The sequence below is a fragment of the Clostridium paraputrificum genome, from assembly GCF_900447045.1.
GTDB classification, from domain to species: Bacteria; Bacillota; Clostridia; order Clostridiales; family Clostridiaceae; genus Clostridium; species Clostridium paraputrificum.
On sequence record NZ_UAWH01000014.1, the window covers coordinates 1,221,986 to 1,237,082 of the forward strand.

The 15,097-nt window shown below is 32.9% G+C and carries 18 protein-coding genes; all 18 read left to right on the forward strand.

The genetic code is table 11. The features are described 5' to 3' along the window. The first annotated feature begins 305 nt into the window (after positions 1-305). The 18 genes from DR024_RS10750 to eutM all read left to right on the forward strand — a co-directional run bounded on the left by DR024_RS10750 (position 306) and on the right by eutM (position 14,625). Positions 306-1,433: a membrane protein gene (locus tag DR024_RS10750; RefSeq protein ID WP_049179076.1), complete on the forward strand. Its 1,128-nt coding sequence runs from the start codon at positions 306-308 to the stop codon at positions 1,431-1,433. Next, positions 1,420-1,686: a hypothetical protein gene (locus DR024_RS10755; protein WP_027097961.1), complete on the forward strand. Its 267-nt coding sequence runs from the start codon at positions 1,420-1,422 to the stop codon at positions 1,684-1,686. Before DR024_RS10750 ends, DR024_RS10755 begins: the two co-directional genes overlap by 14 nt. A gap of 271 nt (positions 1,687-1,957) precedes the next feature. Further along, the gene (locus DR024_RS10760; RefSeq protein WP_027097960.1) at positions 1,958-2,254 is read left to right on the forward strand and encodes a BMC domain-containing protein; all 297 of its coding nucleotides are present in this window, start codon (positions 1,958-1,960) and stop codon (positions 2,252-2,254) included. A gap of 21 nt (positions 2,255-2,275) precedes the next feature. Continuing rightward, positions 2,276-2,590, forward strand: coding sequence for a BMC domain-containing protein (locus DR024_RS10765; RefSeq protein WP_027097959.1), 315 nt, complete (start codon positions 2,276-2,278; stop codon positions 2,588-2,590). 31 nt (positions 2,591-2,621) lie between these two features. Then, positions 2,622-4,109, forward strand: a complete 1,488-nt coding sequence (locus tag DR024_RS10770; protein WP_051195931.1) for an aldehyde dehydrogenase family protein — start codon at positions 2,622-2,624, stop codon at positions 4,107-4,109. Positions 4,110-4,145: 36 nt separating this feature from the next. Next, a complete protein-coding gene (cutC, locus tag DR024_RS10775) occupies positions 4,146-6,686 on the forward strand; it encodes a choline trimethylamine-lyase (RefSeq protein ID WP_027097958.1) in 2,541 nt (846 codons plus the stop codon). Positions 6,687-6,772: 86 nt separating this feature from the next. Further along, the gene (cutD, locus tag DR024_RS10780; protein WP_111918774.1) at positions 6,773-7,726 is read left to right on the forward strand and encodes a choline TMA-lyase-activating enzyme; all 954 of its coding nucleotides are present in this window, start codon (positions 6,773-6,775) and stop codon (positions 7,724-7,726) included. Positions 7,727-7,764: 38 nt separating this feature from the next. Beyond that, positions 7,765-8,118, forward strand: coding sequence for a BMC domain-containing protein (locus DR024_RS10785; protein WP_027097956.1), 354 nt, complete (start codon positions 7,765-7,767; stop codon positions 8,116-8,118). Beyond that, positions 8,115-8,561, forward strand: a complete 447-nt coding sequence (locus DR024_RS10790) for a EutP/PduV family microcompartment system protein (RefSeq protein WP_027097955.1) — start codon at positions 8,115-8,117, stop codon at positions 8,559-8,561. Before DR024_RS10785 ends, DR024_RS10790 begins: the two co-directional genes overlap by 4 nt. 7 nt (positions 8,562-8,568) lie before the next feature. Next, positions 8,569-9,243, forward strand: coding sequence for an ATP--cob(I)alamin adenosyltransferase (locus DR024_RS10795; protein WP_027097954.1), 675 nt, complete (start codon positions 8,569-8,571; stop codon positions 9,241-9,243). After that, positions 9,225-10,070 carry an ethanolamine utilization protein EutJ gene (gene eutJ, locus DR024_RS10800; protein ID WP_111918776.1) on the forward strand — a complete coding sequence of 282 codons (846 nt, stop codon included), beginning with the start codon at positions 9,225-9,227 and terminating at the stop codon, positions 10,068-10,070. The genes DR024_RS10795 and eutJ overlap by 19 nt, the downstream gene beginning before the upstream one ends. Before the next feature lie 15 nt (positions 10,071-10,085). Further along, positions 10,086-10,388, forward strand: coding sequence for a BMC domain-containing protein (locus tag DR024_RS10805; RefSeq protein ID WP_027097952.1), 303 nt, complete (start codon positions 10,086-10,088; stop codon positions 10,386-10,388). Further along, entirely contained in the window at positions 10,385-10,648 is a 264-nt protein-coding gene (locus DR024_RS10810) for a EutN/CcmL family microcompartment protein (RefSeq protein ID WP_027097951.1), read from the forward strand. The genes DR024_RS10805 and DR024_RS10810 overlap by 4 nt, the downstream gene beginning before the upstream one ends. Positions 10,649-10,680: 32 nt before the next feature. Then, the gene (locus tag DR024_RS10815; protein ID WP_055183788.1) at positions 10,681-11,340 is read left to right on the forward strand and encodes a cupin domain-containing protein; all 660 of its coding nucleotides are present in this window, start codon (positions 10,681-10,683) and stop codon (positions 11,338-11,340) included. Positions 11,341-11,364: 24 nt separating this feature from the next. After that, positions 11,365-12,006, forward strand: coding sequence for a BMC domain-containing protein (locus DR024_RS10820; protein ID WP_027097949.1), 642 nt, complete (start codon positions 11,365-11,367; stop codon positions 12,004-12,006). A 30-nt stretch (positions 12,007-12,036) separates the two neighbouring features. Beyond that, complete coding sequence (locus DR024_RS10825) at positions 12,037-13,623, forward strand: acetaldehyde dehydrogenase (acetylating) (protein WP_027097948.1); 1,587 nt, start codon at positions 12,037-12,039, stop codon at positions 13,621-13,623. Continuing rightward, positions 13,624-14,277: a phosphate propanoyltransferase gene (locus DR024_RS10830; protein WP_027097947.1), complete on the forward strand. Its 654-nt coding sequence runs from the start codon at positions 13,624-13,626 to the stop codon at positions 14,275-14,277. A gap of 60 nt (positions 14,278-14,337) precedes the next feature. Then, positions 14,338-14,625, forward strand: coding sequence for an ethanolamine utilization microcompartment protein EutM (eutM, locus tag DR024_RS10835; RefSeq protein WP_027097946.1), 288 nt, complete (start codon positions 14,338-14,340; stop codon positions 14,623-14,625). The last annotated feature ends 472 nt before the right edge of the window (positions 14,626-15,097 follow it).

The window sequence follows — 15,097 nt, forward strand, 5'->3', positions numbered from 1 at the left end:
AGCTGGCTTAAATTTTTATTATATTTTAGTAGAACACTTGGGGAATGTTGTAAACGATATATAATATAAGTTTTAGTTTTGTTAAGGGAATTTAGAATATTTCTTTGGATGGCTAGCTCAGGTTTATATTAAAGTTGTGTTGAGAATTACGCTCAAACAGAAATTGAATAAAAGGATGATAGGAGGGATATCAAGCAGCAATCTTCTAAGATTTATATTTGGATAGATAAGTATAGCTGGCGATTTACTGATCTAAAAACATATTCACTAATACAATTAATTTAATAAAAGAAGGGAGATTTATCATGAATGTAGTTTCAACAGATAAAGTCAATATAAAAGAAGTTAGCATAAAAGCAACGGAAGCTAAAAAGAAATTAGCTAGTAACTTTTTTAAAAAAGGTATCACGTTAGCTTTGTTTTCGGGGGTAACTTACGGCCTTTATACAGCTTTCTTAACAATGGCCATGAGAAAAGGTGTATGGGAAGATTGGACAGGGGCAAATACAGCAGGATTATCTACTTTTGTAGTTATATATTTAGTTGCAGCTTTAGGAAATGCTATTAATGATACTTGTAGTGCCGTATGGGCAATATTAAATTCAATAGCTAAAGGAAAGTTTAAAGATTTTGTAAGGTGTCTAAAGTCAAAGCCAGGTAAGATTATGATATTAGCAGCATTAATTGGTGGTCCAATAGCTGGGACAGCTTATGTTGTATCAATCCAATTGGCTGGTTCAATCGTAGTTCCGATATCTGCACTATGTCCAGCTATAGCTGCTATTTTAGGTAGAGTTCTTTATAAGCAAGAATTAAATAAGCGTATGAGCGTTGGAATTTTAATTTGTGTATTTGCAAGTTTTTTAATAGGAAGTACAGGCTTTGGAGGGGAAACTTCTCCAACATTGGTATTAGGTTTATTAGTTGCAGTAATAGCTGCATTAGGATGGGGATTTGAAGGATGTGTTGCTGGGTATGGAACAGCAATGATTGATCCAGAAATAGGAATATGTATACGTCAAGTAACATCAGGAATAGCAAACTTATTTATTATAGTTCCAGTATTAGGTGTAATGGCTGGAGGAGTTGATATTTCAATTGACTTAGCTTTTCAAGCATTTACAAGTGGACCAGCTATGATTTGGTTTGTATTTAGCGGATTATTAACATTCATTACTTTTATGACTTGGTATGCTGGTAATAGTATGTGTGGTGCAGGACTTGGTACTGCATGTAATGGGACATACTCTTTCTTTGGACCTTTATTCTGCTTCTTATTATTAGGAGTATTTGCAGGAATGGAAGGTTGGGCATTACCAGCTGTAGCATGGATTGGAGCTATCATAATGATGGTTGGAATTTTAACAATAGCCATGAATCCATTAGATATTTTTAGAAGAAAAAAAGGGAGTGAAATTGATGAAACCGCTTAATTATGCAATATTAAAACATTTTACTAAAGTAAAAGAGGCTTGTGCAGAAGATATTATTGAAGCTTTAAAAGGAGAATATGGAAGCTTTAAAGCTTTAAACAAGAAAGATGTAACTACAGCTTTAATGACAGCGGAGGCAAATGGGCTTATAGAAGAAACTAGATATATGCTTGATTCTAATGAAGAACTAAGAGTTTATTATCATGCTCATGAAGAAGGGGCAGCTACAATTAATAAATATATAAAAGATTAAAACATTTACCTTAGGGTAATTTTCCAAGATATATTATATGGATTAATAGCGAGATAAAACATATAAATTTTTCATTGAATGGTAGCTATTAACTTAGATTATGTTTATTCCCTAAAAAATAAATTTATAAAAAAACATATTGACTTTCCCCTTATGGGAAAGGACTATAATCACTTTAGGGAATAGAACATAATTAAAAATAAAACAGATTATTAATATAAAAAATCTTAGGGTATGTATAGATATGCTCAGCTTGGAAGGAGGAAATTTCATGAGATATTATGGAGATGAAGCATTAGGTCTTATAGAAACCATAGGATTAGTACCAGCACTTGAAGCAGCAGATAAAATGTTAAAAGCTTCAGATGTTGAGCTGATTTCATATGAAAATATTGGTTCAACCCTTGTTACCATAATAGTAAAAGGGGATGTAGCTGCCGTAAGATCAGCTGTTGAAGCAGGTGCTGAAGCTGCTGCTGCTATTGGTAAATTAACAGCAAAGAATGTTATGCCTAGACCTATTAGAGAAGTAGGAGATATTGTTTCAGTACATGATATAGATAGTTAATATAGAAAGGAAATGATGTATATGGCGAGATATGAAGCTATAGGATTAATTGAGACTTTCGGCTTAGTTTTCGCATTGGAAGCAGCAGATGCTATGTGCAAAGCGGCTGATGTTGAGCTTGTAGGTTATGAAAACGTTGCCTCTGGATATATTTCGGTATTAGTACGTGGAGATGTTGGTGCTTGTAAGACAGCAGTTGATGCTGGAGTTAAAGTTGTTAAAGAAATGGAAGATGGGAATCTTTATAGCTCAGTAGTTATTGCAAGACCACATCAAGATCTTGAAAAGATTATTGAACGTTATGCAATAAAGAATCTTATACCAGAGCAAAATTAAAGAAAGTTTTTAAATAGAAGGAGAGAGAAAAATGAATATTATTGACAATGATCTACTCTCTATGCAGGAAGCAAGGATACTTGTTGAAAATGCTCGTGAAGCACAAAAGAAACTTGCAACATTTCCTCAAAGTAAGCTTGATGAAATAGTTGAGCGTATGACTGAGGAAATTGAAAAACACATAATTGAGCTTTCGAAAATGTCACATGAAGAAACTGAATATGGTAAATGGGAAGATAAAAGAATAAAAAATACCTTTATATGTTCCTATTTAAGGGAAAGATTAAGGAATATGAATTGTGTAGGCATTATTAAGCGAGATGAAGAGCAGAAGACTATGGATGTTGGAGTTCCAATAGGAGTAATTGTAGCCTTTTGTCCTGCAACAAGTCCAGTGTCTACAACAATTTATAATGCACTTATTGCTATAAAATCAGGAAATGCTATAATTTTTTCTCCTCACCCTAGAGGTAAAAAAACTATTAGTAAGACTATTGATATATTAATTAGGGCAGCAGAGGGATATGGATTGCCAGAAGGAGCTATTTCCTATCTTCATACTGTTACTAGAAGTGGATCTGTGGAGTTAATGAACCATAGAGATACTTCACTAATTATGAATACAGGTGTACCTGGAATGTTGGATTTAGCATATGAGTCTGGAAAACCATTAATATATGGAGGCACAGGAAATGGACCAGCATTCATAGAGCGTACAGCAGATATTAAGCAAGCAGTAAAAGACATAATTGATAGTAAAACTTTTGATAATGGAGTGCTTTCAGCAGCTGAACAATCTATTGTTGTAGATAGTTGTATTGCATCAGAAGTTAAAAGTGAACTTCAAAAGAATGGTGGATATTTTATGAGTGAGGATGAGTCTGAAAAGCTTGGTTCACTTTTGTATAAAGCAGATGGAAGTTTAGATGTAGATTATATAGGTAAATCACCACAATTCTTAGCAAAAAGGGCAGGATTTAATATTTCTGATGAGATTAAGATTCTAATTTCACAGCAAAAGTATGTTTCAGCAAATAATCCATATTCTAAAGAAAAACTTTGCCCAGTTATATCTATGTATATAGAAGATGATTGGATGAATGCATGTGAAAAATGTATTGAATTATTGCTAAGCGAAAGACAAGGACATACTTTAGTTATTCACTCTAATGATGAAGAAGTAATTCGTCAATTTGCTTTAAAGAAACCTGTTGGTAGGATACTTGTAAATACACCAGGAGTATTTGGAAGTATGGGAGTAACTACAAATTTATTCCCTTCTATGACACTAGGAAGTGGTTCAGCAGGAAAGGGTATGACATCTGATAATGTTTCACCTATGAATCTTATATATATTCGAAAAGTAGGTTATGGCGTTAGAAGAATGAAAGAAATAATAACTTCTATTACTAATGTAGAGGAACCTCAAGGTAGCAATGATAGATTAAATAATAATGAAAATGATAATGAAGAGCTATTAAAGATGCTACTGAAGAAGATTCTTAAAGAATTAAAATAGCTAATAAAAATAATTAATAGAATGTGAGGTAGTAAATTGGATATTCGTGAGTTTTCAAATAAATTAATGGAAGCAACTCAAAATATGTCTCCTTCAGAACGTGAAGCTTTGATAGAGATGTTTGAGAGTGTTTCTAATGAGATAACAAAGGACGAGGATACTAAGTCTAATGTAGTATGTGAAAATAATGGACAAATTCCAGATGGAATAACAACACGTTTGATGAAGTTAAAGGAAAATTATTTAAAGCAAGTTCCTAAAATCACTATTCATCGTGCTAAGGCAATTACAAAGATTGCAAAAGAAAATCCAGGAGCCCCTAAAGCAATTTTACGTGGTAAGAGCTTTAAATATTGTTGTGAAACTGCACCGTTAGTTATTCAAGATAATGAACTTATAGTTGGTGCTCCAAATGGTGCTCCACGTGCTGGTGCATTCTCTCCGGATATAGCTTGGAGATGGATGGTAGATGAGTTAGATACTATAGCAACTCGTCCACAAGACCCATTCTATATATCAGAAGAAGATAAAAAATATATGAGAGAAGAGATATTCCCATTCTGGAAAGGAAAATCAGTTGATGAATATTGTGAAGATCAATATCGTGAAGCAGGTGTATGGGAATTATCAGGTGAGTCTTTTGTTTCAGATTGTTCATACCATGCAATAAATGGTGGTGGAGATTCTAACCCTGGATATGATGTTATCTTGATGAAAAAAGGTATGTTAGATATCAAGAGAGAGGCAGAAGAGAAATTAGCAAAATTAAATTATGAAAAGCCAGAAGATATAGATAAAATATATTTCTATAAATCAATAATAGATACTGCAGAAGGAGTTATGATTTATGCAAAACGTATGTCAGACTATGCTGCAGAATTAGCTGAAAAGGAAACAAATCCTAAACGTAAAGCTGAATTATTAAAGATTTCAGAAGTAAATGCTAAAGTTCCAGCTCATAAGCCAACTACATTCTGGGAAGCTATACAAGCAGTTTGGACAATAGAATCTCTATTAGTTGTAGAAGAAAATCAAACTGGTATGTCTATTGGACGTGTTGACCAATATATGTATCCATTCTATAAGGCTGATATTGAATCAGGTAGAATGACTGATTTTGAAGCTTTTGAACTTGCTGGATGTATGCTTATAAAGATGTCAGAAATGATGTGGATTACAAGTGAAGGTGGTTCTAAATTCTTTGCAGGATATCAACCATTTGTAAATATGTGTGTTGGTGGTGTAACTAGAGAAGGTAGGGATGCTACAAACGAATTAACTTACTTATTAATGGATGCTGTTAGACATGTAAAAATATATCAACCTTCATTAGCATGTCGTATTCATAAAGGGTCACCACAAAAATTCTTAAAGAAGATAGTACAAGTTATCCGTGCAGGAATGGGATTCCCAGCATGTCACTTTGATGATGTTCATATTAAGATGATGCTAGCAAAGGGGGTTTCTCTTGAAGATGCTAGAGATTACTGCTTAATGGGATGCGTAGAACCACAAAAATCAGGAAGATTATATCAATGGACTTCTACAGCATACACACAATGGCCAATATGTATAGAACTTGTTCTTAATCAAGGTGTTCCTTTATGGTATGGAAAACAAGTTTGTCCAAATCTTGGTGATATAGATAGCTTTAAAACTTATGAGGAATTTGAAGCCGCAGTAAAAGAACAAATAAAATATATTACTAAATGGACAAGTGTAGCAACAGTAATTTCACAACGTGTTCATAGAGAACTTGCTCCAAAGCCACTTATGTCAATTATGTATGAAGGATGTATGGAAAATGGTAGAGGAGTAGAAGCTGGTGGAGCAATGTATAACTTTGGACCAGGAGTTGTTTGGAGTGGACTTGCAACATATACAGATTCTATGGCAGCAATTAAGAAATTAGTATTTGAAGAAAAGAAATATACATTAAGAGAATTAAATGAAGCTTTAAAGGCAGACTTTGTTGGTTATGAAAAACTAAGAAAAGACTGTTTAGAAGCACCTAAGTATGGTAATGACGATGATTATGCGGACTATATAGCTGCAGAACTTATCAACTTTACAGAAATGGAACATCGCAAATATAAGACTTTATATTCAGTATTAAGTCATGGAACATTATCAATTTCTAATAATACTCCATTTGGACAATTAACAGGAGCGTCAGCAAATGGACGTAGAGCTTGGATGCCATTATCTGATGGAATAAGTCCAAGCCAAGGTTCTGACTATAAGGGACCTACAGCAATAATAAAATCTGTATCAAAAATGAGTTGCGAAAACATGAATATAGGTATGGTTCATAACTTCAAGCTTATATCAGGATTACTTGAAACTAAGGAAGGTGAAGAGGGAATTATTACACTACTACGTAGTGCATGTGCTCTTCAACTTGGAGAAGTTCAATTTAATTACTTAGATAATAAGACATTAATAGAAGCTCAAAAACATCCTGATCAATATAGAGATTTAATTGTTCGTGTAGCTGGATATAGTGCATATTTTGTAGAACTTTGCAAAGATGTTCAAGATGAAATTATAAGTAGAACAGTCTTAACACATTTCTAATAATTAAAATTTAATCTGGTAAGTGGCTATATAGAGGATTAATTTATATAGTCACAACCAGAAAAAATAATAGTGGAGAAATAAGAATGAGTAATGAAAATCTAGGAGTCTTGGAAAGAAAAGCAACTATATTTAATATACAGAAATACAACATGTATGACGGACCAGGAGTAAGAACTTTAATCTTCTTTCAAGGATGTCCACTTAGGTGTAAATGGTGTGCAAACCCTGAGGGGATGATTAGAAAACATAGAGTATTGTTTAAAAGCAATTTGTGCATTAATTGCGGAGCCTGTGTTTCTGCCTGTCCAGTAGGTATACACACAATTTCAAATGAAACCTTAAAGCACGAAGTAAATAGAAATATTGACTGTATTGGTTGTGGAAAGTGTAAGGAAGAATGTGTAAAGTCAGCTATTTCTATAATAGGAGAAGAAAAAACTATATCTGAACTTCTAGAAATAATTGAAGAAGATAGAACTTTCTATGAAGTTTCTGGTGGTGGAGTAACACTTGGTGGTGGAGAAGTTTTAATGCAACCTGAGGCTGCAGGTAGCTTACTTATGGCATGTAAAAATGAAGGTATTAATACAGCAATAGAAACATGTGGATATGCAAAGCTAGAATCAGTCCTTAAAGTTGCAGAGTTTACTGACCTGTTCTTGTTTGATATTAAGCATATAAATTCTGACAAACATTTATATTGGACAGGTATTAGAAATGAACAAATCTTAGAAAATTTGAAGGAACTTCTTCGCAGAAAGTATAATGTGCAAATTCGTATGCCATTACTTAAGGGAGTTAATGATTGTCAGGAAGATATAGAAAATGTTATGAAGTTTTTACTTCCATATAAAGACTATAAAAATTTTAAAGGCATTGATTTATTACCTTATCACAAGATGGGGGTTAATAAATATAATCAACTTGGAGTTCCATATCCAATTGAAGGTGATCCAAGCTTAAGTAATGAGGATTTAGATAAGATTGAAAGTTGGATTAAGAATTATGATTTGCCTGTTAAAGTGGTTCGTCACTAAATGATTTTCAAATAAATAAAAAGGTGGAAAGTAAGGTTATGGAGGATTTTCTTAATAAGAATATACAGCGTGTTATACAAGAGTCAGTACCAGGTAAGCAAATAACAATAGCTCATATTATTGCCTCACCTATGCCAGATATATATGAAAGATTAGGAATTGATGATAAGGGAGCTATTGGAATACTAACTCTTTCTCCTTTTGAAACAGCAATAATAGCTGCTGATATAGCAACTAAAGTTGCAGATGTTGAAATTGGATTTCTTGATCGTTTCACTGGATCAGTAGTTATAAATGGTGATGTTCAAAGTGTTGAAACAGCACTTAGTGCAGTAAATGATGCTTTAAAAAATATGCTGGGCTTTACAGTTGCTCCAATAACACGAACATGAGAAAAAAACGAATAATGATTATTGGTCCTTCAAAAAGTGGCAAAACAACTTTGGCTAATGAGCTTAATGGTTATACTGGTCCATTAAGAAGAACATCAGATATTATTTATGGGAAAAATACTATAGATGTACCAAGTGCATATATAGAAAATTCATGGATGTATAAACATGTTATTGCAGTATCTCAAGATGCTTCAAAAATTCTTATTTTAGTTGATCAATCAAATAGTGTAGATGTGTATTCTCCAGGATGGGCAAAGTTATTTAATTGTCCAGTGATTGGAGTGATTACTAAGAGTGATATGAATCCAGAAAATAGGAATATATGCTTGCATCAGCTTAAGAGAATAGGAGTAAATGAACCTTATTTTGATATTAGTTTTATAAAAAGAACAGGAATTGATGTTTTAAAAAAATATTTATTTGAAAAGTGTGAGGAGTAATGAGGAGATGATGAAATTTATTACTGAAGAGTATTTAAGGGATGTTTATAAGGAAGCTCCCTTTGATACATATAAATTAGCTGAAGGACAACGCCTTACACCTGGAGCAAGACAATATCTATCTGATAAAGGAATAAAGATGGAAGATGATGTCGTTCAAGAAAAGAAAAAGGTTACTCAAGTCAATGACTCAAAAGAAGGTGAGATATCTCAAAAAAGAAAAAGAGAAAAGCTATGCAATAGATTAAAGTCTATTGAAGCTTTATTCTTTGATACTAGTAGAGAGCTATTGACTTTAGATATTATTTTAGCACAGAAAATCATTAGTTTAGGAAGAAAGGTTACAAACATTAGAAAAGTTGTTGAAGGTAACTCTACTTTAGAAACAATTGAAGTTAAAGAATGTAGTGGAATATCCAAAGAAAATTTCTTTGATAATATAGAAGACTGTTTTGAAATTACTGAGTTTCATATACAACTTGAAAAAGGTAAGGAAATATTAAAACTTCATTTATTAAGATGTGCTTTGAGAGAAGTAAGTTTAGAAATTAGTGAAAGTTATGAGCATGATGAAAGTCAGACAGGAAATGAAATTATAAAGAATGTTAATTCAATTATAAATAGTATATCCCAGATGATTTGTATAACAGTAGGAGGAGAGAGATGTCAGAGAAAAGTATAGCTTTTGAATATTGTGATAATCTCGTTGAAGAGTTTGAACATGTAATAGAGTCACCTAAAGTAGGGGAAACTTCTACGTATTATACAGGTGTTGATTTAGGTACAGCTTGCATAGTTTTAGCAGTTTTAGATGAAAATTATAAACCAGTAGCTGGTGCATATAGATATGCGGATGTTGTTCGTGATGGCATGGTAGTAGATTATTTAGGAGCAGTAAGAATTGTTAGAGAGTTGAAAAAAGAAATAGAAGAAAAAATTAATGCAGAATTAATTTATGCAGCTGCTGCTATTCCACCAGGAACAGATGCTTTAGATTCTGGAGCTATAAAAAATGTTGTTCAAGCTGCTGGATTTGAATTAACAAACCTTCTTGATGAACCTACTGCAGCTAATGAAGTTTTAAAAATACAAAATGGAGCGGTTGTAGATATAGGGGGAGGAACAACAGGAATATCTATTCTGAAGGATGGGAAAGTTGTTCATGTAGTTGATGAACCTACAGGAGGTACACATTTTTCATTAGTTATTTCAGGTGCTTATGGAATGCCTTTTGCTAAAGCAGATGAGTTTAAGAGAGACAATAATAATCATAAAGAACTTTTACCAGTTTTAAAGCCAGTTATTGAAAAAGTAGCATCAATAATTAATCAACATGTAAAAGGATATGATGTTGATGGAATATCTCTTGTAGGAGGAACATGTTGCTTGACAGGAATTGAGGATGTTATACAAAAACAAATTGGTATATATACACATAAGCCTAAGAATCCTATGTTTGTGACCCCACTTGGAATAGCATTAAGCTGTACTCAAGAAATTATTGAATAAGGAGAGTGTGAAGAAGTGGATTTCAGAATTATTAAATCACCTTCTGAGAGCACAAAAAATATTCTTAGAAGAAGAATGGGGACAGGTTGTAAAACTGATTTAGATAATATTGGTGCAATAGGATTAGTACAAGGAAAACTTATAGATATGATTTATGCATCAGATATTGCAGATAAAGCAGTTGATGTTACAGTTGAGGATATTAAAGGAAATTGCCCTCAACATATGATACTACTTGCTATATTTGGAGATATATCATCAGTAGAATCTGCCATTAACGAAATAAAGCTCAAGTTGAAAGAGGGAAAGATAATATGATTACAGCTAAACTAATAGACAATGTATGGGCTACTAGAAAGGCCGAATCATTAAATGGATTAAAATTTATGCTTGCTGAGGTAATAGGTGGTACAGAAGCAGGTAGAAGGTTAATAGTAGTGGATATAATTAGTGCAGGTATTGGTGACAGAGTTATTGTAAGCACTGGTTCCGCAGCACGTAGAATGCTTGGTGATGATAATATTCCGGTAGATGCAGTAGTTGTGGGCATCATTGATGATGACTGTGATTTTATATAAATTTCAGTTATACATTGAAAGGAAGTGAGTAAATGAAAAAGTTAATATGTGTAAAAGAGATGGAAGAGTTCATAAAAACAGGAAAAACAAAATTTTATGTTACCAGTGATATGATTATAACTCCATCTGCAAAAGACCTGGCAAAAAATAAGAGCATAGAATTAACAACAGAAAGCCAAGGGTGTGAATTAAAATCAAATATTAATTTAAATTTATCAGATAGTGATTTAGATTCTGAAGCCATGTTAAAGTTGTTTAAAGCTATGATGAATAAAGGCCTTTTACAAGAAGTTCTTAAATGTTTAAAGGGAGAGAATCTTCCATATGAATCAGAATGCGATGTCAATGGTCTTAAAATAGTTAGAGGTAACACAGTAAAGTTGGATGTGTTTGATACAGGGAATCCAGATGCAAATGCTCATTATCAAGAATTAGTAAGTAAAGAAGAATCAAAAATGAGTGCTGGTTTTTTAGTAATTGAAAAATCAAGATTTGATTGGGAACTAACTTATGAAGAGATTGATTATGTAATTGAAGGGACATTAACTGTTGAACTAAATGGTAAAACATATACTGCCCATGCGGGAGATGTGTTATTTGTACCTTCAGGATCTAAAGTAGTTTGGGGTTCACCTGACAAAGCAAAAATATTCTATGCAACATATCCTGCAAACTGGGCTGATCTTTTATAGTGGCATTAAAAGGAGGACTAATCTATGCAGGCATTAGGTTTACTAGAAACAAAGGGATTAATTGCAGCTGTTGAGGGTGCCGATATTATGGTAAAGGCAGCAGATGTAAGTATCCTTGAAAAATCATATGTAGGTGGTGGATTAGTTACAATTACCATAACAGGAGATGTTGGAGCTGTAAAAGCTTCCATAGAGGCTGGTATTGCTGCTGTAAAGAAATTAGGTAGTGAATTCTTAATTTCAAATCATGTAATTCCTAGACCTCATAATGAATTAGGTATGATAATTGAAACTAAAACAATACAAGAGAGAGAAGAAACAAAAGAAGATAGTACTACTGATACAGATATTATTAAGAATGATACTCCTTTAGAAGATAATACAGAAAGTATCACAACTGTTATATCAGAAGAAAGCGAATTAGTAGACGATGAAAATTTAATTATAGTTAATGATATTAGTAAATTTCATAAAGAAGATGTAGATAAGCTTGTGCAAGAAAATGGGTTAGAAGAAACCATTGCTACTTTAGGAAAACTTAAGGTTACGAAGCTAAGAAACTTAGCACGTGAGTATAACAAGTTTGAAATAGTAGGAAGACAAATTTCTAAAGCAAACAAAAACGTCTTGATTGAGAAGTTTAAATTATACTATGAAAAGAAATAACATTTGAGTCTGAAATAAGGAGGAAGAAAAATGCAAAATTTTGATAAGGATTTATGTTCTATACAAGAAGCAAGAGATTTAGCTAGACTTGGGAAAGCAGCTACTGACATTATTGCAGATTATACAGAAGAACAAATTAATAAAATAATATGTAATATGGTTAGGGTAGCTGAGGAAAATGCGGCATGCTTAGCACAGATGGCTGTTGAAGAGACTGGTTTTGGTAAAGTTGAAGACAAGACATTTAAGAATCATTTAGCATCTGGAGTTTTATACGATTCAATTAAAGATATGAAGACTATAGGTGTAATAAATGAAGATAACGTCAATAAAATAATTGAAGTTGCTGAACCAGTTGGACTAGTAATGGGAATTGTTCCTTCAACTAATCCAACATCAACAACAATATTTAAATCAATAATAGCTATAAAATCACGTAATGCTATAGTATTTTCACCACATCCATCAGCTGCAAAATGTACTATAAAGGCAGCTCAATTAATGCATGATGCTGCAGTAGAGGCAGGTGCACCAAAGAATATTGTTGGGTGCATAACTAAGCCATCTCTAGGAGCAACTAATGAATTAATGAAGAGTAAGGAAGTGTCATTAATTATAGCAACAGGTGGTCCTGCAATGGTTAAGGCAGCATATAGTGCTGGTAAACCAGCTTTAGGAGTAGGTGCAGGTAATTCACCTGCTTATATAGAAAGAACTGCAAATGTTCAACAAGCTGTAAGAAACATTATGGCAAGTAAGACTTTTGATAATGGTACAATATGTGCTTCAGAACAATCTATAATTTGTGAAGAATGTAATCATGACTTAGTTGTAGAAGAGTTTAAAAAGCAAGGTGCTTACTTCATGACAGATGAAGAAACTGAAAAAGTTTGTAGACTACTGTTCAAAAATGGACATGCAATGAATGCTAAATTTGTTGGTAGATCCCCACAAGTAATAGCTAATGCAGCTGGAATAAGTATTCCACAAGGAACAAAAGTACTTATTGGTGAACAAAAGGGTGTTGGAGAAGGATATCCTCTATCATTTGAAAAATTAACAACAGTTCTTGGGTTCTATACAGTTAAAGATGATCAAGAAGCATGTGAATTAAGCATTAAGTTGCTTCAAAACGGAATTGGTCATACTATGAGTCTTCATACTGAAGATAGAAATATAGTGATGAAGTTTGCTAGAAAACCAGCATCACGTATTTTGGTTAACACTGGAGGTACACAAGGTGGAACAGGTGCAAGTACAGGACTTATGCCATCATTTACATTAGGATGTGGAACATGGGGGGGAAGCTCAGTTTCTGAGAATGTAACTCCAAGACACTTAATTAATGTTAAGAGAGTAGCTTATGGATTAAAGGATTGTGCAACATTAGCATCAACAGATCCAACATTTAATTGTATAAAGACTGAAGAAAATTGCCATTCAGTGAACAATCAAAGTTTAAATATGAGTCCAGCAGAAATTTTTGCTGCAGCGCAAAGACTATCTAATAATGAATGCAATACAGAAAAATGTAAAGCTGCAAATGATACTGAGAATAATGAAGAAATAAGAAATTTAGTTAATCAAATCGTTGCCGCTATGAAAGGGGCAAAATAGATGGATAAATACGAGGCTGTATTAAAGCTTTTAGTTGAAGCTATACAGAATAACCAAGGAAAAGAAGTAATAGAGCCTAAGGCATTTGAGATACCTGTTGGAGTATCTAATAGACATGCTCACTTATCTCAAGAAGACTTAGATATGTTATTTGGTAAAGGATATAAGTTAACTAAAATTAAAGATTTATCTCAACCAGGTCAATATGCTTGCAAAGAAACTATTACTATTTGTGGCCCTAAAGGAGCTATAGAGAAAGTTAGGATTCTTGGACCAATAAGGAGCAAAACACAAGTAGAAGTTTTAGCAGGAGATTGTGTTAAGTTAGGAACAGCTGCTTATCCAAGATTATCTGGAGACCTAGCAAATACTCCTGGAGTAACCTTAGTAGGACCAAAGGGAGCAACACAAATTAAAGAGGGATTAATAGTAGCTCAAAGACATATACACATGACTCCATGCGATGCAAGAGAACTAGGAGTTCATGATGGCGAAATTGTATCAATAAAGTTCGACACAATAAGAGGTGGAATTTTCAATAATGTAGCAATAAGAGCCAATGATGCTTCAAAGCTTGAGTGTCACTTGGATATTGAAGAAGTAAATGCTATGGGAATTAATTCTAAATCAAAGGTTGAAATTGTTAAACATTAGTAGATTATAATAAAAAAATTATAATAAATAAATTTATTAATATTTTAGGAGGATTTAAAAATGAAATATGATGCATTAGGAATGATTGAAACAAAAGGATTAGTAGGATCAATAGAAGCAGCAGATGCAATGGTTAAGGCTGCAAACGTATATTTAATAGGAAAAGAATATGTTGGTGGAGGATTAGTAACTGTAATGGTTAGAGGAGATGTTGGAGCTGTTAAGGCTGCTACAGATGCAGGTGCAGCTGCAGCACAACGTGTTGGAGAATTAATTTCAGTACATGTAATTCCAAGACCACATGTGGAAGTAGAAGTAATATTACCTGCTTCAAAAGAAGCAAAATAATATTATTGTAAGATAAGAGCCATGCTAGTAAACTAGTGTGGCTTTTTTATATTTAGAATTAAAGGGATTTATTTTTAATTATAGAATTAATTAGAAATAAGGGGTGATTATTAGTATGGGAGAGAAGAGAAATTTAAAAAATGGTAGATTAATTTTATTGGAGATTTAAAATTTGGTTTTCTCCTCACGAGGAAACAAGGTTTATCATAAGATGTAGAAGAATAAGCGCATATTATGCTATCTACTTAATATCATTATTTTTTATTGAATGTTTATTTGGTATAGAAACAAGTCTAACAGGTGTTTGTTCAGGGATAGCAACTGTTGAAACTGAATATCAATTTACTAGATTTACAGTATATGCTACTGGTTTTAATAATAAACGTGAAATAAAGTTTTTTGTTAAAGCAAATTATTTATCTATAACAGAGGGGGAGGTTATCACTGTAGTTCATGGGGTGTTTTCAAAAAG